Source organism: Leptolyngbya sp. FACHB-671 (assembly GCF_014695745.1).
Taxonomy (GTDB): Bacteria; Cyanobacteriota; Cyanobacteriia; order Elainellales; family Elainellaceae; genus JAAUTN01.
Genome location: NZ_JACJOV010000063.1, coordinates 114,791 through 131,674, shown reverse-complemented (window position 1 = coordinate 131,674; position 16,884 = coordinate 114,791). Strand labels below are relative to the sequence as shown.

Annotated in this window: 17 protein-coding genes; 7 read left to right on the top strand and 10 right to left on the bottom strand. The window is 48.5% G+C overall.

The genetic code is table 11. From position 1 onward, the window contains the following. Positions 1–124: 124 nt before the first annotated feature. On the top strand, positions 125–1,315 hold the full coding sequence (locus H6F93_RS07820; protein WP_190644588.1) for a glycosyltransferase family 4 protein: 1,191 nt from the start codon (positions 125–127) through the stop codon (positions 1,313–1,315). Here H6F93_RS07820 and H6F93_RS07815 read toward each other — a convergent pair. Together H6F93_RS07815 and H6F93_RS07810 are read right to left on the bottom strand one after the other, a co-directional pair. After that, on the bottom strand, positions 1,312–2,481 hold the full coding sequence (locus H6F93_RS07815; RefSeq protein ID WP_190679978.1) for an NAD(P)/FAD-dependent oxidoreductase: 1,170 nt from the start codon (positions 2,479–2,481) through the stop codon (positions 1,312–1,314). The genes H6F93_RS07820 and H6F93_RS07815 overlap by 4 nt on opposite strands. 5 nt (positions 2,482–2,486) lie before the next feature. After that, positions 2,487–2,882 carry a RidA family protein gene (locus H6F93_RS07810; RefSeq protein WP_190679977.1) on the bottom strand — a complete coding sequence of 132 codons (396 nt, stop codon included), beginning with the start codon at positions 2,880–2,882 and terminating at the stop codon, positions 2,487–2,489. A 172-nt stretch (positions 2,883–3,054) separates the two neighbouring features. Between H6F93_RS07810 and H6F93_RS07805 the strand changes: the two genes are divergently transcribed. Then, the gene (locus tag H6F93_RS07805) at positions 3,055–3,297 is read left to right on the top strand and encodes a hypothetical protein (RefSeq protein ID WP_190644591.1); all 243 of its coding nucleotides are present in this window, start codon (positions 3,055–3,057) and stop codon (positions 3,295–3,297) included. Between the two features lie 182 nt (positions 3,298–3,479). On the opposite strand, the gene H6F93_RS07800 is transcribed toward H6F93_RS07805, so the two are convergent. From H6F93_RS07800 to H6F93_RS07790, 3 genes are all read right to left on the bottom strand, one after another. Beyond that, positions 3,480–3,749: a GlsB/YeaQ/YmgE family stress response membrane protein gene (locus tag H6F93_RS07800; protein ID WP_190644592.1), complete on the bottom strand. Its 270-nt coding sequence runs from the start codon at positions 3,747–3,749 to the stop codon at positions 3,480–3,482. 488 nt (positions 3,750–4,237) lie between these two features. Continuing rightward, complete coding sequence (locus tag H6F93_RS07795) at positions 4,238–5,641, bottom strand: AtzE family amidohydrolase (protein WP_190679976.1); 1,404 nt, start codon at positions 5,639–5,641, stop codon at positions 4,238–4,240. Further along, entirely contained in the window at positions 5,638–5,838 is a 201-nt protein-coding gene (locus H6F93_RS07790; protein WP_190644594.1) for a DUF4089 domain-containing protein, read from the bottom strand. Before H6F93_RS07790 ends, H6F93_RS07795 begins: the two co-directional genes overlap by 4 nt. A 111-nt stretch (positions 5,839–5,949) precedes the next feature. Here H6F93_RS07790 and H6F93_RS07785 point away from each other — a divergent pair, with 111 nt between their 5' ends. Beyond that, a complete protein-coding gene (locus tag H6F93_RS07785; RefSeq protein ID WP_190679975.1) occupies positions 5,950–6,699 on the top strand; it encodes a hypothetical protein in 750 nt (249 codons plus the stop codon). Between the two features lie 13 nt (positions 6,700–6,712). On the opposite strand, the gene H6F93_RS07780 is transcribed toward H6F93_RS07785, so the two are convergent. From H6F93_RS07780 to H6F93_RS07765, 4 genes are all read right to left on the bottom strand, one after another. Continuing rightward, complete coding sequence (locus tag H6F93_RS07780) at positions 6,713–7,162, bottom strand: hypothetical protein (protein ID WP_190644596.1); 450 nt, start codon at positions 7,160–7,162, stop codon at positions 6,713–6,715. 85 nt (positions 7,163–7,247) lie between these two features. Then, positions 7,248–8,408 carry an anhydro-N-acetylmuramic acid kinase gene (locus H6F93_RS07775; protein ID WP_190679974.1) on the bottom strand — a complete coding sequence of 387 codons (1,161 nt, stop codon included), beginning with the start codon at positions 8,406–8,408 and terminating at the stop codon, positions 7,248–7,250. Positions 8,409–8,486: 78 nt separating this feature from the next. After that, positions 8,487–9,182 (bottom strand): NAD-binding protein, encoded by a 696-nt coding sequence (locus tag H6F93_RS07770; protein ID WP_190679973.1) that lies wholly within the window; start codon positions 9,180–9,182, stop codon positions 8,487–8,489. 96 nt (positions 9,183–9,278) lie between these two features. Continuing rightward, a complete protein-coding gene (locus H6F93_RS07765) occupies positions 9,279–10,613 on the bottom strand; it encodes a TrkH family potassium uptake protein (protein ID WP_190679972.1) in 1,335 nt (444 codons plus the stop codon). A 90-nt stretch (positions 10,614–10,703) separates the two neighbouring features. Here H6F93_RS07765 and H6F93_RS07760 point away from each other — a divergent pair, with 90 nt between their 5' ends. The 4 genes from H6F93_RS07760 to H6F93_RS07745 all read left to right on the top strand — a co-directional run bounded on the left by H6F93_RS07760 (position 10,704) and on the right by H6F93_RS07745 (position 16,075). Next, complete coding sequence (locus H6F93_RS07760; protein WP_190679971.1) at positions 10,704–11,546, top strand: methyltransferase domain-containing protein; 843 nt, start codon at positions 10,704–10,706, stop codon at positions 11,544–11,546. A gap of 68 nt (positions 11,547–11,614) precedes the next feature. Continuing rightward, positions 11,615–12,631 carry a homogentisate phytyltransferase gene (locus H6F93_RS07755; protein WP_190679970.1) on the top strand — a complete coding sequence of 339 codons (1,017 nt, stop codon included), beginning with the start codon at positions 11,615–11,617 and terminating at the stop codon, positions 12,629–12,631. A 138-nt stretch (positions 12,632–12,769) separates the two neighbouring features. Beyond that, entirely contained in the window at positions 12,770–14,923 is a 2,154-nt protein-coding gene (gene dnaK, locus H6F93_RS07750) for a molecular chaperone DnaK (RefSeq protein WP_190679969.1), read from the top strand. A 177-nt stretch (positions 14,924–15,100) separates the two neighbouring features. Continuing rightward, positions 15,101–16,075, top strand: coding sequence for a DnaJ C-terminal domain-containing protein (locus H6F93_RS07745; protein WP_190644602.1), 975 nt, complete (start codon positions 15,101–15,103; stop codon positions 16,073–16,075). A 9-nt stretch (positions 16,076–16,084) separates the two neighbouring features. Here the strand turns inward: H6F93_RS07745 and H6F93_RS07740 are convergent, their stop codons facing one another. Then, positions 16,085–16,696: a glutathione S-transferase family protein gene (locus tag H6F93_RS07740; protein WP_190679968.1), complete on the bottom strand. Its 612-nt coding sequence runs from the start codon at positions 16,694–16,696 to the stop codon at positions 16,085–16,087. Positions 16,697–16,884: the final 188 nt, after the last annotated feature.

Genomic DNA, 16,884 nt, shown 5'->3' with positions numbered 1-16,884 from the left:
TAGCCCCTCCTGAATCTAGCAGAGTTCAACCAGGTCTTCCGTACTGGGTCTTCCGTACTGACGCAGAGAATAAGGTAAGTAAAACTATTAGAACTTATGTAACGGCTCTGAGGGGGCAAGGGCAATGAGAATCTTGGTTTTGGCGTGGGAATTTCCGCCCCGAATCGTTGGAGGCATTGCTCGCCACGTTGCTGAACTATATCCCGAACTGGTCAAGCTAGGACATGATATTCATTTACTGACTGTAGAGTTTGGTCAGGCTCCCCATTATGAAGTAGTCGATGGAATTAAAGTACATCGCGTTCCAGTAGCCCAAAGCAACGACTTTTTTCATTGGGTTGCCAACATGAATCAGAGCATGGGGCAACAGGGTGGAAAATTGCTTTTAGAAGAAGGAAAGTTTGAGATTATTCATGCCCACGACTGGTTGGTGGGAGATGCAGCGATCGCCCTCAAACACTGCTTCAAAGTTCCTTTGGTTGCCACAATTCACGCAACAGAGTTTGGTCGTCACAATGGCATCCACAACGATATCCAGCGCTACATTAGCACCAAGGAAAAGCTACTTGCCTACAACGCTTGGCGAGTCATTGTTTGCACGGACTACATGCGGCGTGAGGTCGAACGGGCATTAGAAACCCCTTGGGACAAAATCGATGTTGTCTACAACGGCATTTATCCAGAGAAAAAGCATCGACATCCCGATTTTAATTTTTGGCAGTTTCGCCGCCGCTTTGCCCGAGATGACGAAAAAATTGTCTATTATGTGGGTCGTATGACCTATGAAAAGGGCATCAGTGTGCTACTTAATGCTGCTCCTGAAGTCATTCACGCAATGGGAGGTGGCGTCAAAATCGTGATTGTTGGCGGCGGCAATACAGACAGCCTCAAGCAGCAAGCCTGGAACCTGGGCATCTCAAACAAATGCTACTTCACGGGCTTCATGTCAGAGGATGACCTGAACAAGTTTCAAACAGTTGCTGACTGCGCAGTTTTTCCTAGCCTCTACGAGCCATTTGGAATTGTCGCGTTAGAGAGTTTTGCTGCTCGTGTTCCGGTAGTCGTCTCTGATACAGGTGGGCTGCCAGAAGTCGTTCGCCACACCAGAACGGGAATCGTCACCTGGACAAACAATCCTGCTTCTCTGGCTTGGGGCATTCTGACAGTCCTGAAAAATCCAGATTATGCTCAGTGGCTAGTTGATAATGCTTACAAAGATTTAGCACAGCGGTTTAACTGGGCCAAGTTGGCAAAACAAACTGAAGCTGTTTATGGCAGGGTCTTACATGAGCGATCGCAAGTCACTTGGGCTTAAGCAAATCGACCTGGAGAAAGCTGAGCAATGAGTTCATCTTGCTTCTCGGTCATACAGTTAGCAAACCGCTTTGCCAGGGGTGGCAGAATTGCGAAAGGATTGCTGAAGCCAGCAAAGATATGCAAATGATTGTGTTCAGGAACGGGACCAATCAGTGGCAGGCGATCGCCACTAAAGGCAACCAAACAGCGGTGCCAGTTACCTGGTAAATCTTTTAACGCTGGCAAAAATTGACCAACTGCAGCCCGAATATCCGCTTCACTTTGAGCTGCATCAACCTGCGCCTGAGGATTCGTTAACGTGCGGCTGATTTGCCCGATCCTAATTCTGCCATCCACAAACTGAATCGCACCGGGATCAAGAATCGGGGGAGCAACCTCCTGGGTTTGTTGCTCCCACAGCGGAGCCTTTTCTAACTTGCCAGCCTCAGCCTCCATCTGAAACCGTTGGGTTTCGGCAGGCATGACCAGTGCCTGTAACTTGACATCAACAGATGGGGTCTCAATCAGTTCCGCATGGGTGAAATAGCAGGGTACGGTAACATGGGCAGTTTTGAGCAGGTTCCGACTCATTCCACCTGTACAAACAGCCACATTAGCGGCTGCATAGTTTTCCGCAGTGGTAGTTACAGTAACTTGCCCCTGAGACTCCTTTAGAGCAGTCACTTGAGCAATTTGCAGCGTTCCTCCGGCTCTAGTAAATGCTTGGGTGTAGGCCTTGACTAGCAAATCAGGCGCAACATTGCCATGCCGAACTGTAAGCGCAGCGGCGATCGCCTCCCGATTGAGCAACGGCTCTAAGTCACAAGCCGCTTCCGCATCCAGTAAGCTAGGCGGAATTGCAAAGCCACGATACGATGCAGCCACCTTCTGGGGATCACTGCCTTGGGCGATCGGCAAGAGCAAATCCAATTCTCTGAACTGAGTTTCACTGTCCAACTCAGCAGATAAATTTCGGTGAATTGCAATGCCCTCCTGGCACAGTTGACGAGTTAGCGGTGTCGTACCTGACCAGTAAGCGATACCGCCATAGCTATAGCGAGTTGCGTTCTCTGGGGTACTATGCTGTTCTAGCAGCAACACCGAGAATTTTTTGCTAGCTAGCTCATAGCTAAGCGCTGCTCCAACGAGTCCACCCCCAACCACAACCCAATCATAGGTTTTCATCGAATTCAGCCTTGCTCTTGAATAACCGCGTCTACTTCGACCTCAACTAACATTTCGGGTGTGGCTAGACGGCTTACCTCAACCAGGGTGTTGGCAGGACGAATCTTTCCAAAAAATTCGCAATGGGCTTTTGTCACCTGCTCAATGTCGTCCATGTTAATAACGTAAACTCTTGTACGAACGACATCCTGGAGGCTGCTATCTAACTGCTTCAGGGCAGCCTCAATCTTTTTGAGGACGTACACCATCTGCTCATAGGCGTCGTCGACGTGAAGAATTTGCCCTGTTGTATCAGCAGCAGTTGTGCCCGAAACGTAGATGAGAGAACCAACTTGGACAGCACGAGAATAGCCTGCGATCGCTTCCCAAGGTGTTCCTGTCGATATGTGTCTGCGCGTCATCTGCTAGCCGCCTTCAGCCATCAAGTAGGGTACTAGCAGCATGACTGATCTACAAAGTTGAATCAAGTCTTGGCCAAAACTATCTGAATTTGAGGATGACTTTGCTGAATTCACAGTTAGAATGGGCAAGATTAGCAAGTAATGTCCAACCACTCGCTCTACGCATCCATCTATGGGTATAAAAATCAATCGCGCTTATCTAGTAATTGCACTTTGTGGCATCCTGGGAGTCATTTTGGGAGGAACTGCTAGCCGAGCAGAACTCAACCAGTGTCTGACCGCTGAAGTGCCTACTAACAGTTGCCTAACCCAAGATCCTATCACTGAGACGATTGAAGGCATGGGTGTAGGGTTAGTTGCAGGAGCAGGAGCAGCCGTTGGTGCGACTTGGCAACAGTGGCGCAAGGATACTTAAACTGTAGCGGTAAACTAGCTGAGCTGCATGGACATCTGTGAGATGGATTTAAAAACAAAGCTGCGAGGATTCTTGACCCTCGCAGCGTGTTGTAATTCACAGACTATTCAGTTTTAAATGAATGGTTTCAAATTGGAACTGATATTTTGAGCTTTGCGGTTTAGAGCTTCCGGTACGCTGAACTATGCAGTTCTGCGAGTGAGCAAGCCCCACAGGAAGATCAAGATGATTGCTCCAACAACCGCGAAAGCGATGCTGGGGATAGACAAGGCCCCGGCTGCTGCGCCTCCGCCCGTTCCTAACAGTGCGTGACCGAGCCAGCCGCCTAATATAGCACCCAAGATTCCTAGACCAATGGTTGCGAAAATGCCGCCACCTTGATGTCCAGGATAAATTAATTTAGCTAACGCTCCAGCAATCAGACCTAAAACAACCCAAGCTAAGATTCCCATGTGATTCTCTCCTTAATAACCTTTGTGTTGATAAGCTTTTCTTGACCTAACGTGCCTATCCTATCGGTAAACTAAAAGTTCCTGCTTCTACCGCAGGAAATAATTAAGTAGATATAAAATTTCCAGGCTACTTTTATGCTGCGTATTCATATAGGTTGAGAGAGGTCGGTATCTCATAAAGATAGCTAGGTGAAACGGAAACTTTTGACCTTTTGGGAGTAAACAAAACTCCTCAGAAATGCAAATAGAAACAGAGATATCGCTGTAGCAATGCAGGTTAGAGCAAAAAATGGAGGCAGTCCTAAAGACTGCTTCCATTTTTTGCCTGAGCTTAAGTAACCAAAGCTATATTGCTATATTACAGATTCGAAATATTGATTTGGAGCAAAGAGATGTAAATTTCTCTATTCAAATTCATACTTCATTTGATTACCACTGTTGTGATATAAAGCTAAGCACTCTCAGGTGAATTCTGCATACTTGAGCAACTATTTAACAACAGCAGCTATAGTTCCTTGTGCTTCTAATAAGGCAGCGGCACGTAAGATTGAAGCTTCCTGGTAAGGGGCAGCAATGATTTGCACACCTAATGGCAAGCCGTTAGCTTGCTGAATGGGCACAGACAAGACTGGTAAACCGACGAAAGATAGTGGCTGAGTATATAACCCTAGATTAGGACGAGTTAAAACTTCCGCCCCATCTATAACCATTTTCTCTTGACCAATTAAAGGCGCAACACAGGGCGTTGTTGGAGCCACAATTAGATCTATGGTTTGAAAGATCTCCTGAAGGCGATCGCTATACCACTTGCGAAATCGCTGTGCCTGTACGTACCAACTGCCAGGAATCATTGTGCCTGCCAGAAAGCGATCGCGAGTTGCCGGATCAAAATCTTGAGGACGAGATTTAAGGTTAGCAAAATGCAGATTGCTGCCCTCACAAGCTGTGATTACGTAAGCAGCAGCTCTGGCCCGATGTGCTTCAGGAATGGTGACTCGCTGGCTGGACCCAAGCGCCTGAGCGACCTGTTCAACTGCGGCTAAAGTTTCTGGCTCAGCACCTTTGGCAAAGTACCCATCTGCAATGGCAATTCGCAATCCGTCAATACCTTTGTTGATTTGAGGCAAACAAGATTCTGGTGGGCGGGTAGTGCAAACCGGGTCACGGGCATCTGCACCTTGAAGCAGGTCAAACACAGCTGCAATATCGCGCACCGACCGGGCAAAAGGGCCGACATGATCAAAACTGTTGCAAAACAGAAACGCTCCAGCTCGTGATAACCGACCGTAGGTTGGTTTTAACCCCAAAATGCCGCACAGTGAAGCAGGCACACGAATCGACCCGTTGGTGTCAGAACCAAGGCTAATCGGCATCAATCCACCTGCAACTGCAGCGGCTGACCCTCCTGATGACCCACCGGCAATCCGGTTCAAATCATGAGGGTTGTGAGTTGCCCCGTAATGGCTGTTTTCGGTGACAAAACCATAAGCATACTCATCCATGTTGAGCGCGCCGACCAAGATTGCCCCGGCTTGCTTCAGTCTGGCAACAAGAGTCGCATCTTGGGTCGCAGGTGAATTTTCTCGGTTAATCTTTGAACCTGCTAGGGTCGTCAGTCCCTCAATATCAAATAGGTCTTTGACCGCAAAGGGAACTCCTGCCAGCACTCCCGGATCTTGACCAGCCGCGATCGCCTCATCTACCTGAATTGCACTGGCGATCGCCTGATCTGCCATTACGGTCGTGAAGCAATTGAGTGGATCTTTAGCTGCAATTCGCTCTAGCGCTGCGGAAACCACTGCTTTGGCGGTTATTTCACCCGATCGCACCGCAGTTGAAATGGCGATCGCATCCGCCTGTTCGAGATCCAACGTTTCGAGATCTAATGTCATGGTTGAAAAGGCTGGAATGTGGGTGCGGCAACGGTGTCTTCAGGCAAGGGAAATTCCAAAACAAGTTGGGCGATCGTGGCAATTCTGCTGAAATTATCAATAACTCCGGGGCGATGTTCGGGAGCGATTGGCAATTCTAGGGCGAGCGCCATCTGGTCAACATAGGCTGCTGGGTCAAATTCTGCCGAATCGAGCATTGCTTCTGTTCTGATGTAAAATTCACACACTTAGCCTTTAAGCATATATCTTAAGATTGGACTACGCCTGACGTTTTTATTACACTCCTGGAGTTTAACTAGTATCTAATAATGGAGCCTTTTGTTTTAACGGGTATTGCAATACTGTTAGTCATAACGGGTTTTTACGCCTGGTTTACTTATAGAATTCTGCGTGAACTTCGACAGGAAAATAACTTTTATAAAAACACAATTGAGAAGCAACTAAAAATTTCTGCTTTTCCTCATCTTTACTGCGATATGCAGTGTGATATTCATGAGAATGGCGTGAAGCTAGAAATTTATAATGTTGGCAATGTTCCTGCTTATGACTTACACATCAGCGCCATTGGAGCTTATACAGAAGAAGGGGTTGACATTGCTACTTTTTTGAGAAACTATGTGCAGCCGCGTTACCGAAAGTATCCGCTTCAGGCTGACAAAGTCGGCTATTACGGGATTCGCAGTAGTATTCGCTGCCCCATGCTGCCCTTTCAAAAAAGACTGGCGATCGCCCTGGGTTTGCCCCTGCGTCCAGTCGATATCTACGTAATGGTTCAATACCGTGAGATTTTAGGCGGCAATTACTATCAGGTCTATTGCTTTTCTGATTTGGATGAGAAAGGCAATTACAGAGCCAATATTTTAGAACCACAAGGATTTGAACCGATCGAAAGATTCCACTTCTATGATTTAGATGATGCAAACTTTTCGATTACTGACAAATCACTGCCCTATTACGTGAGTGACTTTATCGATCTGTGGAATCACTCTCTCTCCTATCGGCTTACGGTTCTCTACTCTGACGAGATGCTAAGCCATCAGGAAGTTCATGATGTTTGAGGTTCTCGTTAAGTTACTCATCTAGCTGCCGTTCGACAGAAGCCTCCATCGTGCTGGTAAGGTAATGACCTGCCATGACGCTGCTAGAGAGGCGGTATTTGTTGTCATCAAGCTGATGAAGCGCTTCAAATCCAGTACGGCGCTGCCGATCGCCTAGTACCCAATAGCGTTGCACAATTGATTCTGGTGCAATCCAGCCTTCCCCTTCTACTCGTCCTAAAAGGCTGTGCTGAAGTACAAATGTGTACTGACGCTCACCTACATTTAGCCGCCCGCGATACTGAAAGGCAATTTCTTCGCGCTCGGTCCCTGGAAACATCAGCTTGGTCACCATCGTGTACCAGTTGTCACGGCTCCAGGCGACTAGAATCTTTCCTTTGACAGAAACGGGCAACCCATCTCGGTCGAGCCAGTTTCCCTGTAAGGTCCAGCGTCCTGCCTCCATTAAAAAGGTATGAGCCACAGATCTAATTCCTATCTCCTACCTTGTGCAGCATAAATGCCGCTTACATGGCACTCTAACGGCATTTTATGTTATCACGCAAACCTTAAGCCACAAGGTGAAGTTCTCCTAAAGGTGTTGCATGTCTTGCACCTGTTACACCGGGTAGATTACCGGGAATGCCAAGATTACGCCAGTATGCTAGCACTGCAAAGGCGATCGCTTCCTTAAAATCTGCATTTAGCCCTGCTTCATCCGTAGTCAAGACCGAAATTTTGCCCAGTAGAGCTTGCAGCCGTTGCTTTAAGTACAGATTGCGACTGCCACCACCACAAAGCAGCACTTGATCGGGCATTTCTGGTAAAAAAGTCTGGTAGCTGTGAGCGATCGTCGCTACTGTCAGTTCGGTCAGGGTCGCGAGTAGGTCAGCAGGGCTGAGCCCATAGGGTTCTGCATCCAGGAGGCATTGGTTGAAATAGTCCCAACCAAACAGTTCTCGTCCTGTTGATTTGGGGGGCGACTGCTGGAAATAGGGATGTTCTAGCCATTGGTTGACTAGCGCCTCGCAAGGTTTACCCATTGCCGCCCATACTCCATCCTGATCGTAGGTTTGCTGCCCGTCTGAAAGGTGCTGCACTGCTAAATCTAACAGTGTGTTACCGGGGCCTGTATCCCACCCCTGAATGCCTTCAAATAGAACGGCTTGCTTCTGCGTAGCAGGAAGATACGTCAGGTTGCCAATGCCGCCGATGTTTTGAACACACCGACTATCAGTGGGATGGCTCAACAAACAGGCATCAATTCGAGAAACTAGAGGCGCGCCTTCCCCACCTGCCGCAATATCAGCAGCCCGAAGATTACTCACGGTAGGGATACCCGTGAGGTGGGCAATTACGCATCCTCTTCCCAGTTGCAGACTGTAGCCCAGCGAGATGGAGTTTTTTGCCCCTAAATCGACAGGGCGATGGTAAACCGTCTGACCGTGTGAACCAATTAGTTCTGCTTGGGGTTGGTTCACCTGAATTGAGAGAGCAGCTTGGGCAAATTGAGCGGCGATCGCATCATCCAATTCTGCTAGCTCCGCCATCGAGATAGCCTTGCCGCTACAGACTGAGAGAATCTGCGATCGCAACCCATCAGGGTAGGGGTACGTTGCTCCGGTAATTAGTGTTGCCTGCAAATCGAGATCTGTACCAGAGATATCTACCAGTGCTGCATCAATACCATCAACCGAAGTGCCGCTGATTAAGCCAATTACTCGTGTCATAGGAGACGGATCAAAAGTTTGGGTATGAGCGCTAGCATACCCGCACAGTCCTAAATTATTAGTCAGTGAAGCGTTGCTCTAAACAGGCAAGCGATCAATACAGCGATTAGAGCCAATCACGACCATGACCGAACCTTTGTACAAACGCATCACTGGGCTGGGGTTGATTTCAAATTTTTCGCCCTGACTGACGGCTAGCAGGTTTAGCCCATAGCGCGATCGCAGTTCTAACTCGGTGATCGTTCTGCCATCAAACTCTGCGGGAACGACCACCTCGACGATGCTATGGTCTGGGTCAAGCTCAAACCGATCCAGAATGCTAGGTTTGGTGAGCGATCGCGCTAAAGCACAACCCATCTCATGCTCCGGGAAAATCACATGATCGGCTCCAACCTTTCGCAGTAGCTTGTCATGAATTTCTGAAGAAGCCTTGGCGACCACATGAGATACGCCGTTTTCCTTCAAGTTCATTGTCGTGATCACGCTTTCCTCGACATAGTTGCCGATCGCCACAATCACCGTATCAAACTCAAAAATCCCAGCTTCTTTAAGGGCAGAGGGAGATGTTGAATCTAGCTGTATGGCATGAGCAGCTAGCTGATCGGTCAAAACTTGAGAGACTCGCTTTTCGTCAGAGTCAATCCCCAAAACCTCGTAGCCCAAACGATGCAATGAAGAACAAACAGCCCGTCCAAAACGTCCTAATCCAACTACTGCAAACTGCTTATTTGTAGTACGCAGGCTACGAAAGAAACTCAGAGAAGATAAATTCACAGATTGACTCCAGGGTTACTTATCCTAAGCCCCACATTTATTAATACAAGCAAGAGATATACCTTTCTAGGGTATCAAGATTCAGATGCACCAACATTAACCAACCAACAAGTTTTCCTCTGGATACCGAATCGCAGTGGGGTTTGGATCTCCCAAAATTGCTGACATCAAGAGCAAAACTCCAACTCGTCCGATGTACATTGTGGCGACTAAAACCAGCTTAGCAAAAATCGAAAGACCAGCCGTAATTCCAGTTGAAAGTCCAACCGTTGCAAAGCCTGATACGACCTCATATAGAACTAGAATAAAGTCTACATCTGGATCAGTAAATGTAATTAAAGCTGTCATTAAGATCACAGTGGTAGTTGATCCGACCAATACTCCGATTGCTTTTAGAATCAGGTTAATTGGCACTTGACGATCATACAAAACAACCTCTTCCTTTCCCTGCAAAATTGCTTTTGTAGAGCTAGTAAGAATACGCAAAGTCGTTGTTTTTATGCCGCCAGCAGTACCGCCAGGGCTGCCTCCTATAAACATTAAAGCAACTGTGATGAACAGCGCAGCAGTCGTCATTTCACCAATATTAATCGAATTAAATCCGGCTGTCCTAGGAACCACGGCCTGAAACCAGGCTGCCATAATTTTGGTAGCAAAATCCATAGAGCCAAGGGTCTCAGGATTATTTAACTCAGCCAAGAAAATTGCGACCGTCCCAACCAGCAAAAGTACAATAGTCGTACTAACAGCAACTTTGAAATTGAGAGAGATAATAATTTTATTAGGTCGCCTGAGTAGATGATCACGTAGCCAGAGATACATTTCAAAAATTGCCTCGTAGCCAATCCCACCAAAAATGATTAATCCTGGAATTACCAAATTTACTATTATTGATGATTGATAGCCGATTAAATTATCGCTAAACAAGCTAAAACCAGCGTTGTTCCAGGCACTAATACTGTGAAAAATAGACAGCCATAAAGCACGACCAAAATCATAGTCGCGCGAGAAAACGATTAAAAGCAGCAGCATTCCAGTAATCTCAAAGATTACTGTAAGCGCAATAACCGAGCGGATAACTTGAGTGCTACCTTGAATGCCAGGTCGGTCTAAAGCTTGCTGAATTGCAATCTTGTCTCGCAGTGCAAACTTGCGGCCCACTAATAGAAGCAGGAAAGTGGTTGCAGTCATGTATCCCAGCCCACCAATTTGAATTAGGGCAAGAATAAAGAATTGTCCAATTGGGGAGAAATAGGTTGCAGTATCAACGACGATGTGCCCAGTGACACAAACGGCTGAAGTGCTGGTAAATAGAGCAACAATGGGGTCATTCCAAGTTCCTTCACTGGTAGAGAAGGGCATGAGCAAAAGTAGAGTGCCAATGGCGATAACCGTAATGAATCCTAAGCAAATCGTTCTAGAAACTGTCATGGGCTAGTTTGTGACTAACAAAGGCTAAATTCGTTCAAATTCATTCAAGATAATAGTTGAATGCCCTTGTATAAAGATTACTCTCAACTGATGACTTCAACTCTACAACAGCAAATCCAGCAATTTTATGACGCTTCTTCAGGTCTGTGGGAGCAGATCTGGGGTGAGCATATGCATCACGGCTATTATGGCGCGGCGGGCAACGAACGCAAAGAGCGACGGCAAGCGCAAATTGACCTAATAGAGGAATTGCTGAAATGGGGGGAAGTTCGCGAGGCAGAGCAAATTCTGGATGTGGGATGCGGCATTGGCGGCAGTTCACTGTACCTAGCTGAAAAGTTTGGGGCGATCGCCACTGGCATCACGCTCAGCCCCGTTCAGGCAAATCGCGCCACCGAACGCGCCACCGCTGCTGGCATCAACGCTAACTTCCAGGTTGCCGACGCGCTAAATATGCCTTTTCCCGACCAGTCATTTGACCTGGTCTGGTCGCTAGAAAGCGGTGAACATATGCCCGACAAGACCAAGTTTTTGCAAGAATGCTATCGGGTACTGAAGCCAGGCGGACTGTTTTTAATGGCGACCTGGTGCCACCGTCCGGCTCAGCCGCCTCATTCACCACTCAGCCAGGATGAGCAAAAGCATCTAGCAGAAATCTACCGCGTGTACTGCCTGCCCCAAGTGATTTCGCTGCCAGAATATGAGGCAATCGCCCACCAGCTCAACTTTCAAAACGTCCGTACAGCAGACTGGTCTACCGCTGTAGCTCCATTTTGGGATATCGTGATCGACTCTGCTTTTACGCCTGCTGCCCTATTGGGCTTGCTTTTCTCAGGTTGGACAACGATTCAGGCAGCGCTCTCACTGGGACTGATGCAGCGGGGCTACCAGCAGGGCTTAATCAAGTTTGGCTTGCTCTGTGGCACTCGCTAGGCTAGGTTCGGTCTTTGAAACGATCCCCGAATTGCTTAAGATAAAGCCTGAATATCACTTGGGCATCCATGAGCCAGATTTCTCCGCAAGAATCCTCCATTTCTTCCCATCGTGCTGCAAAGTCAAACCTGGTTCAAAAACATGCCCCCTGGCTCTATGCCTTCTGGAAATTTTCCCGTCCGCATACAGTCATTGGCACTAGCCTCAGTGTTTTGGGGTTATACGCCATCAGTTGGGCAATCGGAAATGGGGAATGGCAAGCGGAAAGTGCATCGATTAGCGATCGCCTCCTGCCCCTGCTGTTTGCCTGGATCGCCTGTCTCTGCGGCAACATCTATATCGTTGGGCTAAACCAGCTTGAAGATGTGGCGATCGATCGGGTGAATAAACCTCACCTGCCGTTGGCATCAGGGGAATTTTCTCGGCGGGAAGCCTGGGCAATTGTGCTGGTCACGGGAGTGGTAGCGCTGGCGTTGTCAGTCTGGCAAGGTCGGTTTCTAGCAGCAATGGTATGGTCAAGCCTGGCGATTGGAACTGCCTATTCTCTCCCACCCATTCGTCTGAAGCGGTTTCCGTTCTGGGCTTCGCTGTGCATCTTCACCGTACGGGGGGCGATCGTCAATCTAGGGCTATTTCTGCACTTCAGGCAGCAGTTTGAAGGAATTGACGGAATTCCAGTATCGGTTTGGGCACTGACGCTATTTATTCTGGTGTTTACGTTTGCGATCGCCATTTTCAAAGATATTCCTGATCTGGAAGGCGATCGCCTCTACAACATTTCGACCTTCACCCTGCGGCTAGGACAGCAAACCGTGTTCAACCTGGCCCGCTGGGTACTAACCGTCTCTTATATAGCCATCATCCTCGTAGGTGCATTTCTGCCTTCCACAAATGCTGTATTCCTGATTGGTACACACCTCCTAACGTTGTTTGCCCTCTGGTGGCAAAGCTTCAAGGTAGATTTGAACGACAAGCAGGGCAAAAATGTAGCAGGCACACTCTCCTACACCGCTTTTTACCAGTTCATCTGGAAACTGTTTTTTCTAGAATATTTCATCTTTCCGATCGCTTGCCTGCTAGTTTGAAAGGTAGCCATCCCAGCAAGATAGAATCGAAGTGGATTTGACAAGCAAATATTAGTGTCAAAGTATAAAATTTCATCACGCTAGTTCAACAGCTTCAACAACTAGATCACGTAGATCACGAGAGGAGAGTCCCAACGCATGGGTAAAGTAGTCGGCATTGACTTAGGCACAACCAATTCAGTTGTAGCCGTTATGGAGGGCGGCAAGCCTGTTGTCATAGCCAATGCAGAAGGAATGCGAACTACCCCCTCTGTGGTTGGCTTTAGCAAAGAGGGCGAACGGCTAGTCGGTCAGATGGCCCGCAGGCAGACCGTGCTAAATCCACAAAACACCTTCTATGGCGTAAAGCGCTATATCGGACGCAAGTACACCGAACTGACTCCAGAATCCCGGCGAGTCCCCTACACCATTCGCAAAGACGAGTATGGCAACGTCAAAATCAAGTGCCCTCGCCTCCAAAAAGAATTTGCTCCCGAAGAAATTTCGGCAATGGTGCTGCGAAAACTGGCAGAAGAAGCCAGCCGTTATCTAGGTGAACCGGTTACGGGTGCAGTAATCACCGTCCCAGCTTATTTCAATGACTCTCAGCGACAGGCAACGCGAGATGCAGGGCGAATTGCCGGACTTGATGTAAAACGCATCCTGAATGAGCCGACTGCCGCCTCCCTGGCTTATGGCTTAGACAACCAAGAGAGCCAAACTATCCTGGTATTCGATTTGGGTGGTGGCACCTTCGACGTTTCTATCCTTGAAGTTGGGGATGGCGTATTTGAAGTAAAGGCAACTAGCGGTGACACGCAGCTTGGCGGCAATGATTTCGATAAAAAGATTGTGGATTGGTTGGCAGAACAGTTTTTAGAAACTGAGGGAATTGACCTGCGGCGGGAACGCCAATCCCTGCAACGGCTCATGGAAGCAGCCGAAAAAGCCAAAATTGAGCTTTCTGGAGTCAGTGTCACTGACATTAACTTGCCCTTTATCGCTGCTACCGAAGATGGTCCAAAGCATTTAGAAACCCGCTTAACTCGCTCTCAGTTTGAAGGGCTATGTGGTGATTTGATTAGCCGCTTGCGGCTGCCCGTCAAGCAAGCCCTAACCGATGCAGGGCTAAGTCCAGTACAGATTGATGAAGTGGTGTTGGTGGGCGGATCTACGCGCATTCCGCTGGTGCAACAGTTGGTGCGATCGCTCGTCGATAAAGAACCTAACCAAAACGTCAATCCTGACGAAGTAGTCGCCGTTGGTGCGGCAATTCAGGCAGGTATTCTCACTCAGGAAGTCAGAGATATTCTGCTGCTAGACGTTACTCCGCTGTCGTTGGGCTTAGAAACGATTGGCGGCGTGATGAAAAAACTGATTCCGCGCAACACCACGATTCCGGTTCGTCGCTCGGATGTTTTCTCCACTGCTGAGAATAATCAAACCCTGGTAGAAGTTCACGTTCTCCAGGGTGAGCGCGAAATGGCATCTGACAACAAATCCCTCGGACGCTTTAAGCTGATGGGCATTCCTCCAGCTCCTAGAGGCGTACCGCAAATTTCAGTCTCTTTCGACATTGATGCAAACGGCATCCTCCAAGTGACCGCCCTAGATAGAACCACTGGACGAGAGCAAGGCATCACCGTTCAAGGCGCTTCCACGCTGAGTGAATCTGAAGTCAACCGGATGATTCAGGAAGCAGAGCGGTTTTCTGCCTCCGACCGAGAAAGACGAGAGCGGGTGGAAAAACGGACCAAAGCAGAAGCACTCACCTTTCAGGCAGAACGTCAGCTTCGCGAAGTTGCCCTAGATTTTGGCATGCAGTACGCCAGCAACCATCGCCGTCGCATCGAAAACCTGATCCAGGAACTGCGAGAAAGCCTAGCGCAAGAAGATGATCGGGGTATCGACATTGCTCAAGCTGAGCTGCAAGACGCTCTGTATGAACTGCGGCGAGAAGTTTATCAGTACGCTAAAGAGCTGGATGAGGAGGATGACTTTTTCGGCTCCATCAAGCGCACCTTTACAGGCGAACGGGATCGCGATCCCTACGACCGTGATCCTTACGCCCGCGACCCCTATGCGCGCGATCCTTACGCTCGTGACCCCTACGCTCGTGACTCTTATAGTAGGGACAATAATTCCTATAACCGAGATAGTTGGGATCAAGATGATTGGGACGCGCCATCTCGCCCGCCCCGTCGCCCCTCCGACAACAATCGTCCCTCCTATGACAACAGTGGATATGGGACTGGCAGTGGTCGCTACAATGCCCCCGTTGATGATGATTGGGATGATGATGATGGCTGGTAGATGTGGCGATCAGCCAGGAGTTGAGAGAAGATGTATGATTAGTGACCCTATCTAATTCATATAGCCTGATTCTCTAAGCTGAATCGATTAAACCGTTGCAGCAGGTTTTCTGTTTGCCATCTACCCCCTCCCTTCTTTCAACCTTTATGGAACGTCATAGCGATCGCCAATTCACCTATGCAAAACTTTCGGAACTACTATGAGATTCTGGGCGTTCCCAGAGATGCAACGGTTGAAGAAATTAAAAAGGTATACCGCCGACTCGCACGGCAGTATCACCCAGACTTAAATCCAGGGGATAAGGCTGCTGAGGAAAAGTTTAAGGACGTAGGGGAAGCCTATGAAGTCCTGTCTGATACCAGCAAACGGGCGCAATACGATCAGTTCAGCCGTTTCTGGAAGCAGGGAGGCTTTCAGGGCAATACACCCCGCTCAAAAAGCTGGAACAACCGAGGGGGCGATCGCACTGCCACTCAAGAAGTCGATTTCAGCGATTTTCCTGACTTTAATAGCTTCGTAGACCAGCTTCTCAACCGCCGCGCGGATGCTTCTGGTGGAACGACCCGCAGCACCACGGCTCGCGATCCCTATCGTCCAGGAAACACTAAAACCGCTTATACTGTCACCTCATCTCGTCCTGGTCGCCGAGATGCTGAAGCACGCCTGAGCGTACCGTTAGACAAAGCCTATCAGGGCGGCAGAGAGCGAATTCGCTTGGAAGATGGGCGATCGCTAGAGGTCAATATGCCGCCTGGAATGGTCACAGGGCAGCGCATCCGGCTCAAAGGTCAGGGTGTATCTGGAGGTGACCTGTATCTCAAAATTGACGTAGCGCCTCACTCTTTCTTCAAAGTAGAAGGCTCAGACATCTTCTGCCAGCTTCCCGTCACCCCAGTTGAAGCTGTCTTAGGTGGGGCGATCGAGGTGCCCACGCTAGATGGTTTAGTGAAGATGATGATTCCCTCGGGCGTGCGGTCAGGGCAAAAACTGCGGCTGAGTGGCAAAGGCTATCCGCTTGACGGACGGCGCGGCGATCAAATCGTTGAAATCCAGATCATCGTTCCCAAGGAAGTCAGCCCCCAGGAACGAGATCTCTACGAAAAGCTGCGCCAGCTTGAAACCTTTAACCCTCGCGTCGGGCTATCTCTGTAACAATTGCGCTCAAGTCAACGTCGGAACTGCCATACCGCGCTGCACAGCAGGTCTTTGACCTACCGCTTCAACCCATCGCTTTAGATTAGGGTGGTCATCAAGGGTTAAGCCTTGAAACTCGTAGATTGCAACCCAGGGATAGGTTGCAACATCGGCAATGGAATAGTCACCACAGATAAACTCGCGATCTTGAAGCTGCTTGTCTAGTACACCATAGATCCGCAGCGTTTCTTTTTCGTAGCGTGCGATCGCATAGGGAATTTGCTCTGGCGCAAACTTACGAAAGTGGTTGAGTTGCCCGAACATCGGACCCACACCCCCCATTTGAAACATCAGCCATTGCAGCACCTCGTAGCGGCTCTTTGGCTCAGTCGGCATCAGCTTCCCCGTCTTTTCTGCCAGGTAAATCAAAATCGCGCCTGACTCAAAGATCTTCATACCCGTGTCTTGATCGACGATTGCCGGAATCTTGCTATTCGGGTTGACCGCCACGTACTCTGGCGTGAATTGATCATTCTTACGAATGTCAATGACATGAACGCTGTAAGGTAAACCAACCTCTTCCAGCATTACAGAAGCCTTGCGTCCATTTGGAGTAGTGAATGTGTACAAATCAATCATAAAGTCAGGTTTAACGAAACAATAAATCCACTGTAATGCGAATAGATTAAGGCTGCATTGTAGAAGTTTTACCCTTACGTCAGTAAAACTATCAGGAGAGGACTTCAGGGGAATATTAGGTGATAACACGAGTCGCCTAACTTCTTGGCATAAGCATTTGCCTTCAGATAGGAATAGAGAAAAGAAAA

Coding starts and splice junctions, on each gene's coding strand:
- H6F93_RS07775 (WP_190679974.1), bottom strand. CDS start 8,408: ATGACACGAGTAATTGGCTTAATCAGCGGCACTTCGGTTGATGGTATT.
- H6F93_RS07810 (WP_190679977.1), bottom strand. CDS start 2,882: ATGACGCGCAGACACATATCGACAGGAACACCTTGGGAAGCGATCGCA.
- H6F93_RS07800 (WP_190644592.1), bottom strand. CDS start 3,749: ATGGGAATCTTAGCTTGGGTTGTTTTAGGTCTGATTGCTGGAGCGTTA.
- H6F93_RS07755 (WP_190679970.1), top strand. CDS start 11,615: ATGAGCCAGATTTCTCCGCAAGAATCCTCCATTTCTTCCCATCGTGCT.
- H6F93_RS07815 (WP_190679978.1), bottom strand. CDS start 2,481: ATGAAAACCTATGATTGGGTTGTGGTTGGGGGTGGACTCGTTGGAGCA.
- H6F93_RS07805 (WP_190644591.1), top strand. CDS start 3,055: ATGGGTATAAAAATCAATCGCGCTTATCTAGTAATTGCACTTTGTGGC.
- H6F93_RS07795 (WP_190679976.1), bottom strand. CDS start 5,641: ATGACATTAGATCTCGAAACGTTGGATCTCGAACAGGCGGATGCGATC.
- H6F93_RS07790 (WP_190644594.1), bottom strand. CDS start 5,838: ATGCTCGATTCGGCAGAATTTGACCCAGCAGCCTATGTTGACCAGATG.
- H6F93_RS07745 (WP_190644602.1), top strand. CDS start 15,101: ATGCAAAACTTTCGGAACTACTATGAGATTCTGGGCGTTCCCAGAGAT.
- H6F93_RS07785 (WP_190679975.1), top strand. CDS start 5,950: ATGGAGCCTTTTGTTTTAACGGGTATTGCAATACTGTTAGTCATAACG.
- H6F93_RS07765 (WP_190679972.1), bottom strand. CDS start 10,613: ATGACAGTTTCTAGAACGATTTGCTTAGGATTCATTACGGTTATCGCC.
- H6F93_RS07760 (WP_190679971.1), top strand. CDS start 10,704: ATGACTTCAACTCTACAACAGCAAATCCAGCAATTTTATGACGCTTCT.
- H6F93_RS07820 (WP_190644588.1), top strand. CDS start 125: ATGAGAATCTTGGTTTTGGCGTGGGAATTTCCGCCCCGAATCGTTGGA.
- H6F93_RS07740 (WP_190679968.1), bottom strand. CDS start 16,696: ATGATTGATTTGTACACATTCACTACTCCAAATGGACGCAAGGCTTCT.
- dnaK (WP_190679969.1), top strand. CDS start 12,770: ATGGGTAAAGTAGTCGGCATTGACTTAGGCACAACCAATTCAGTTGTA.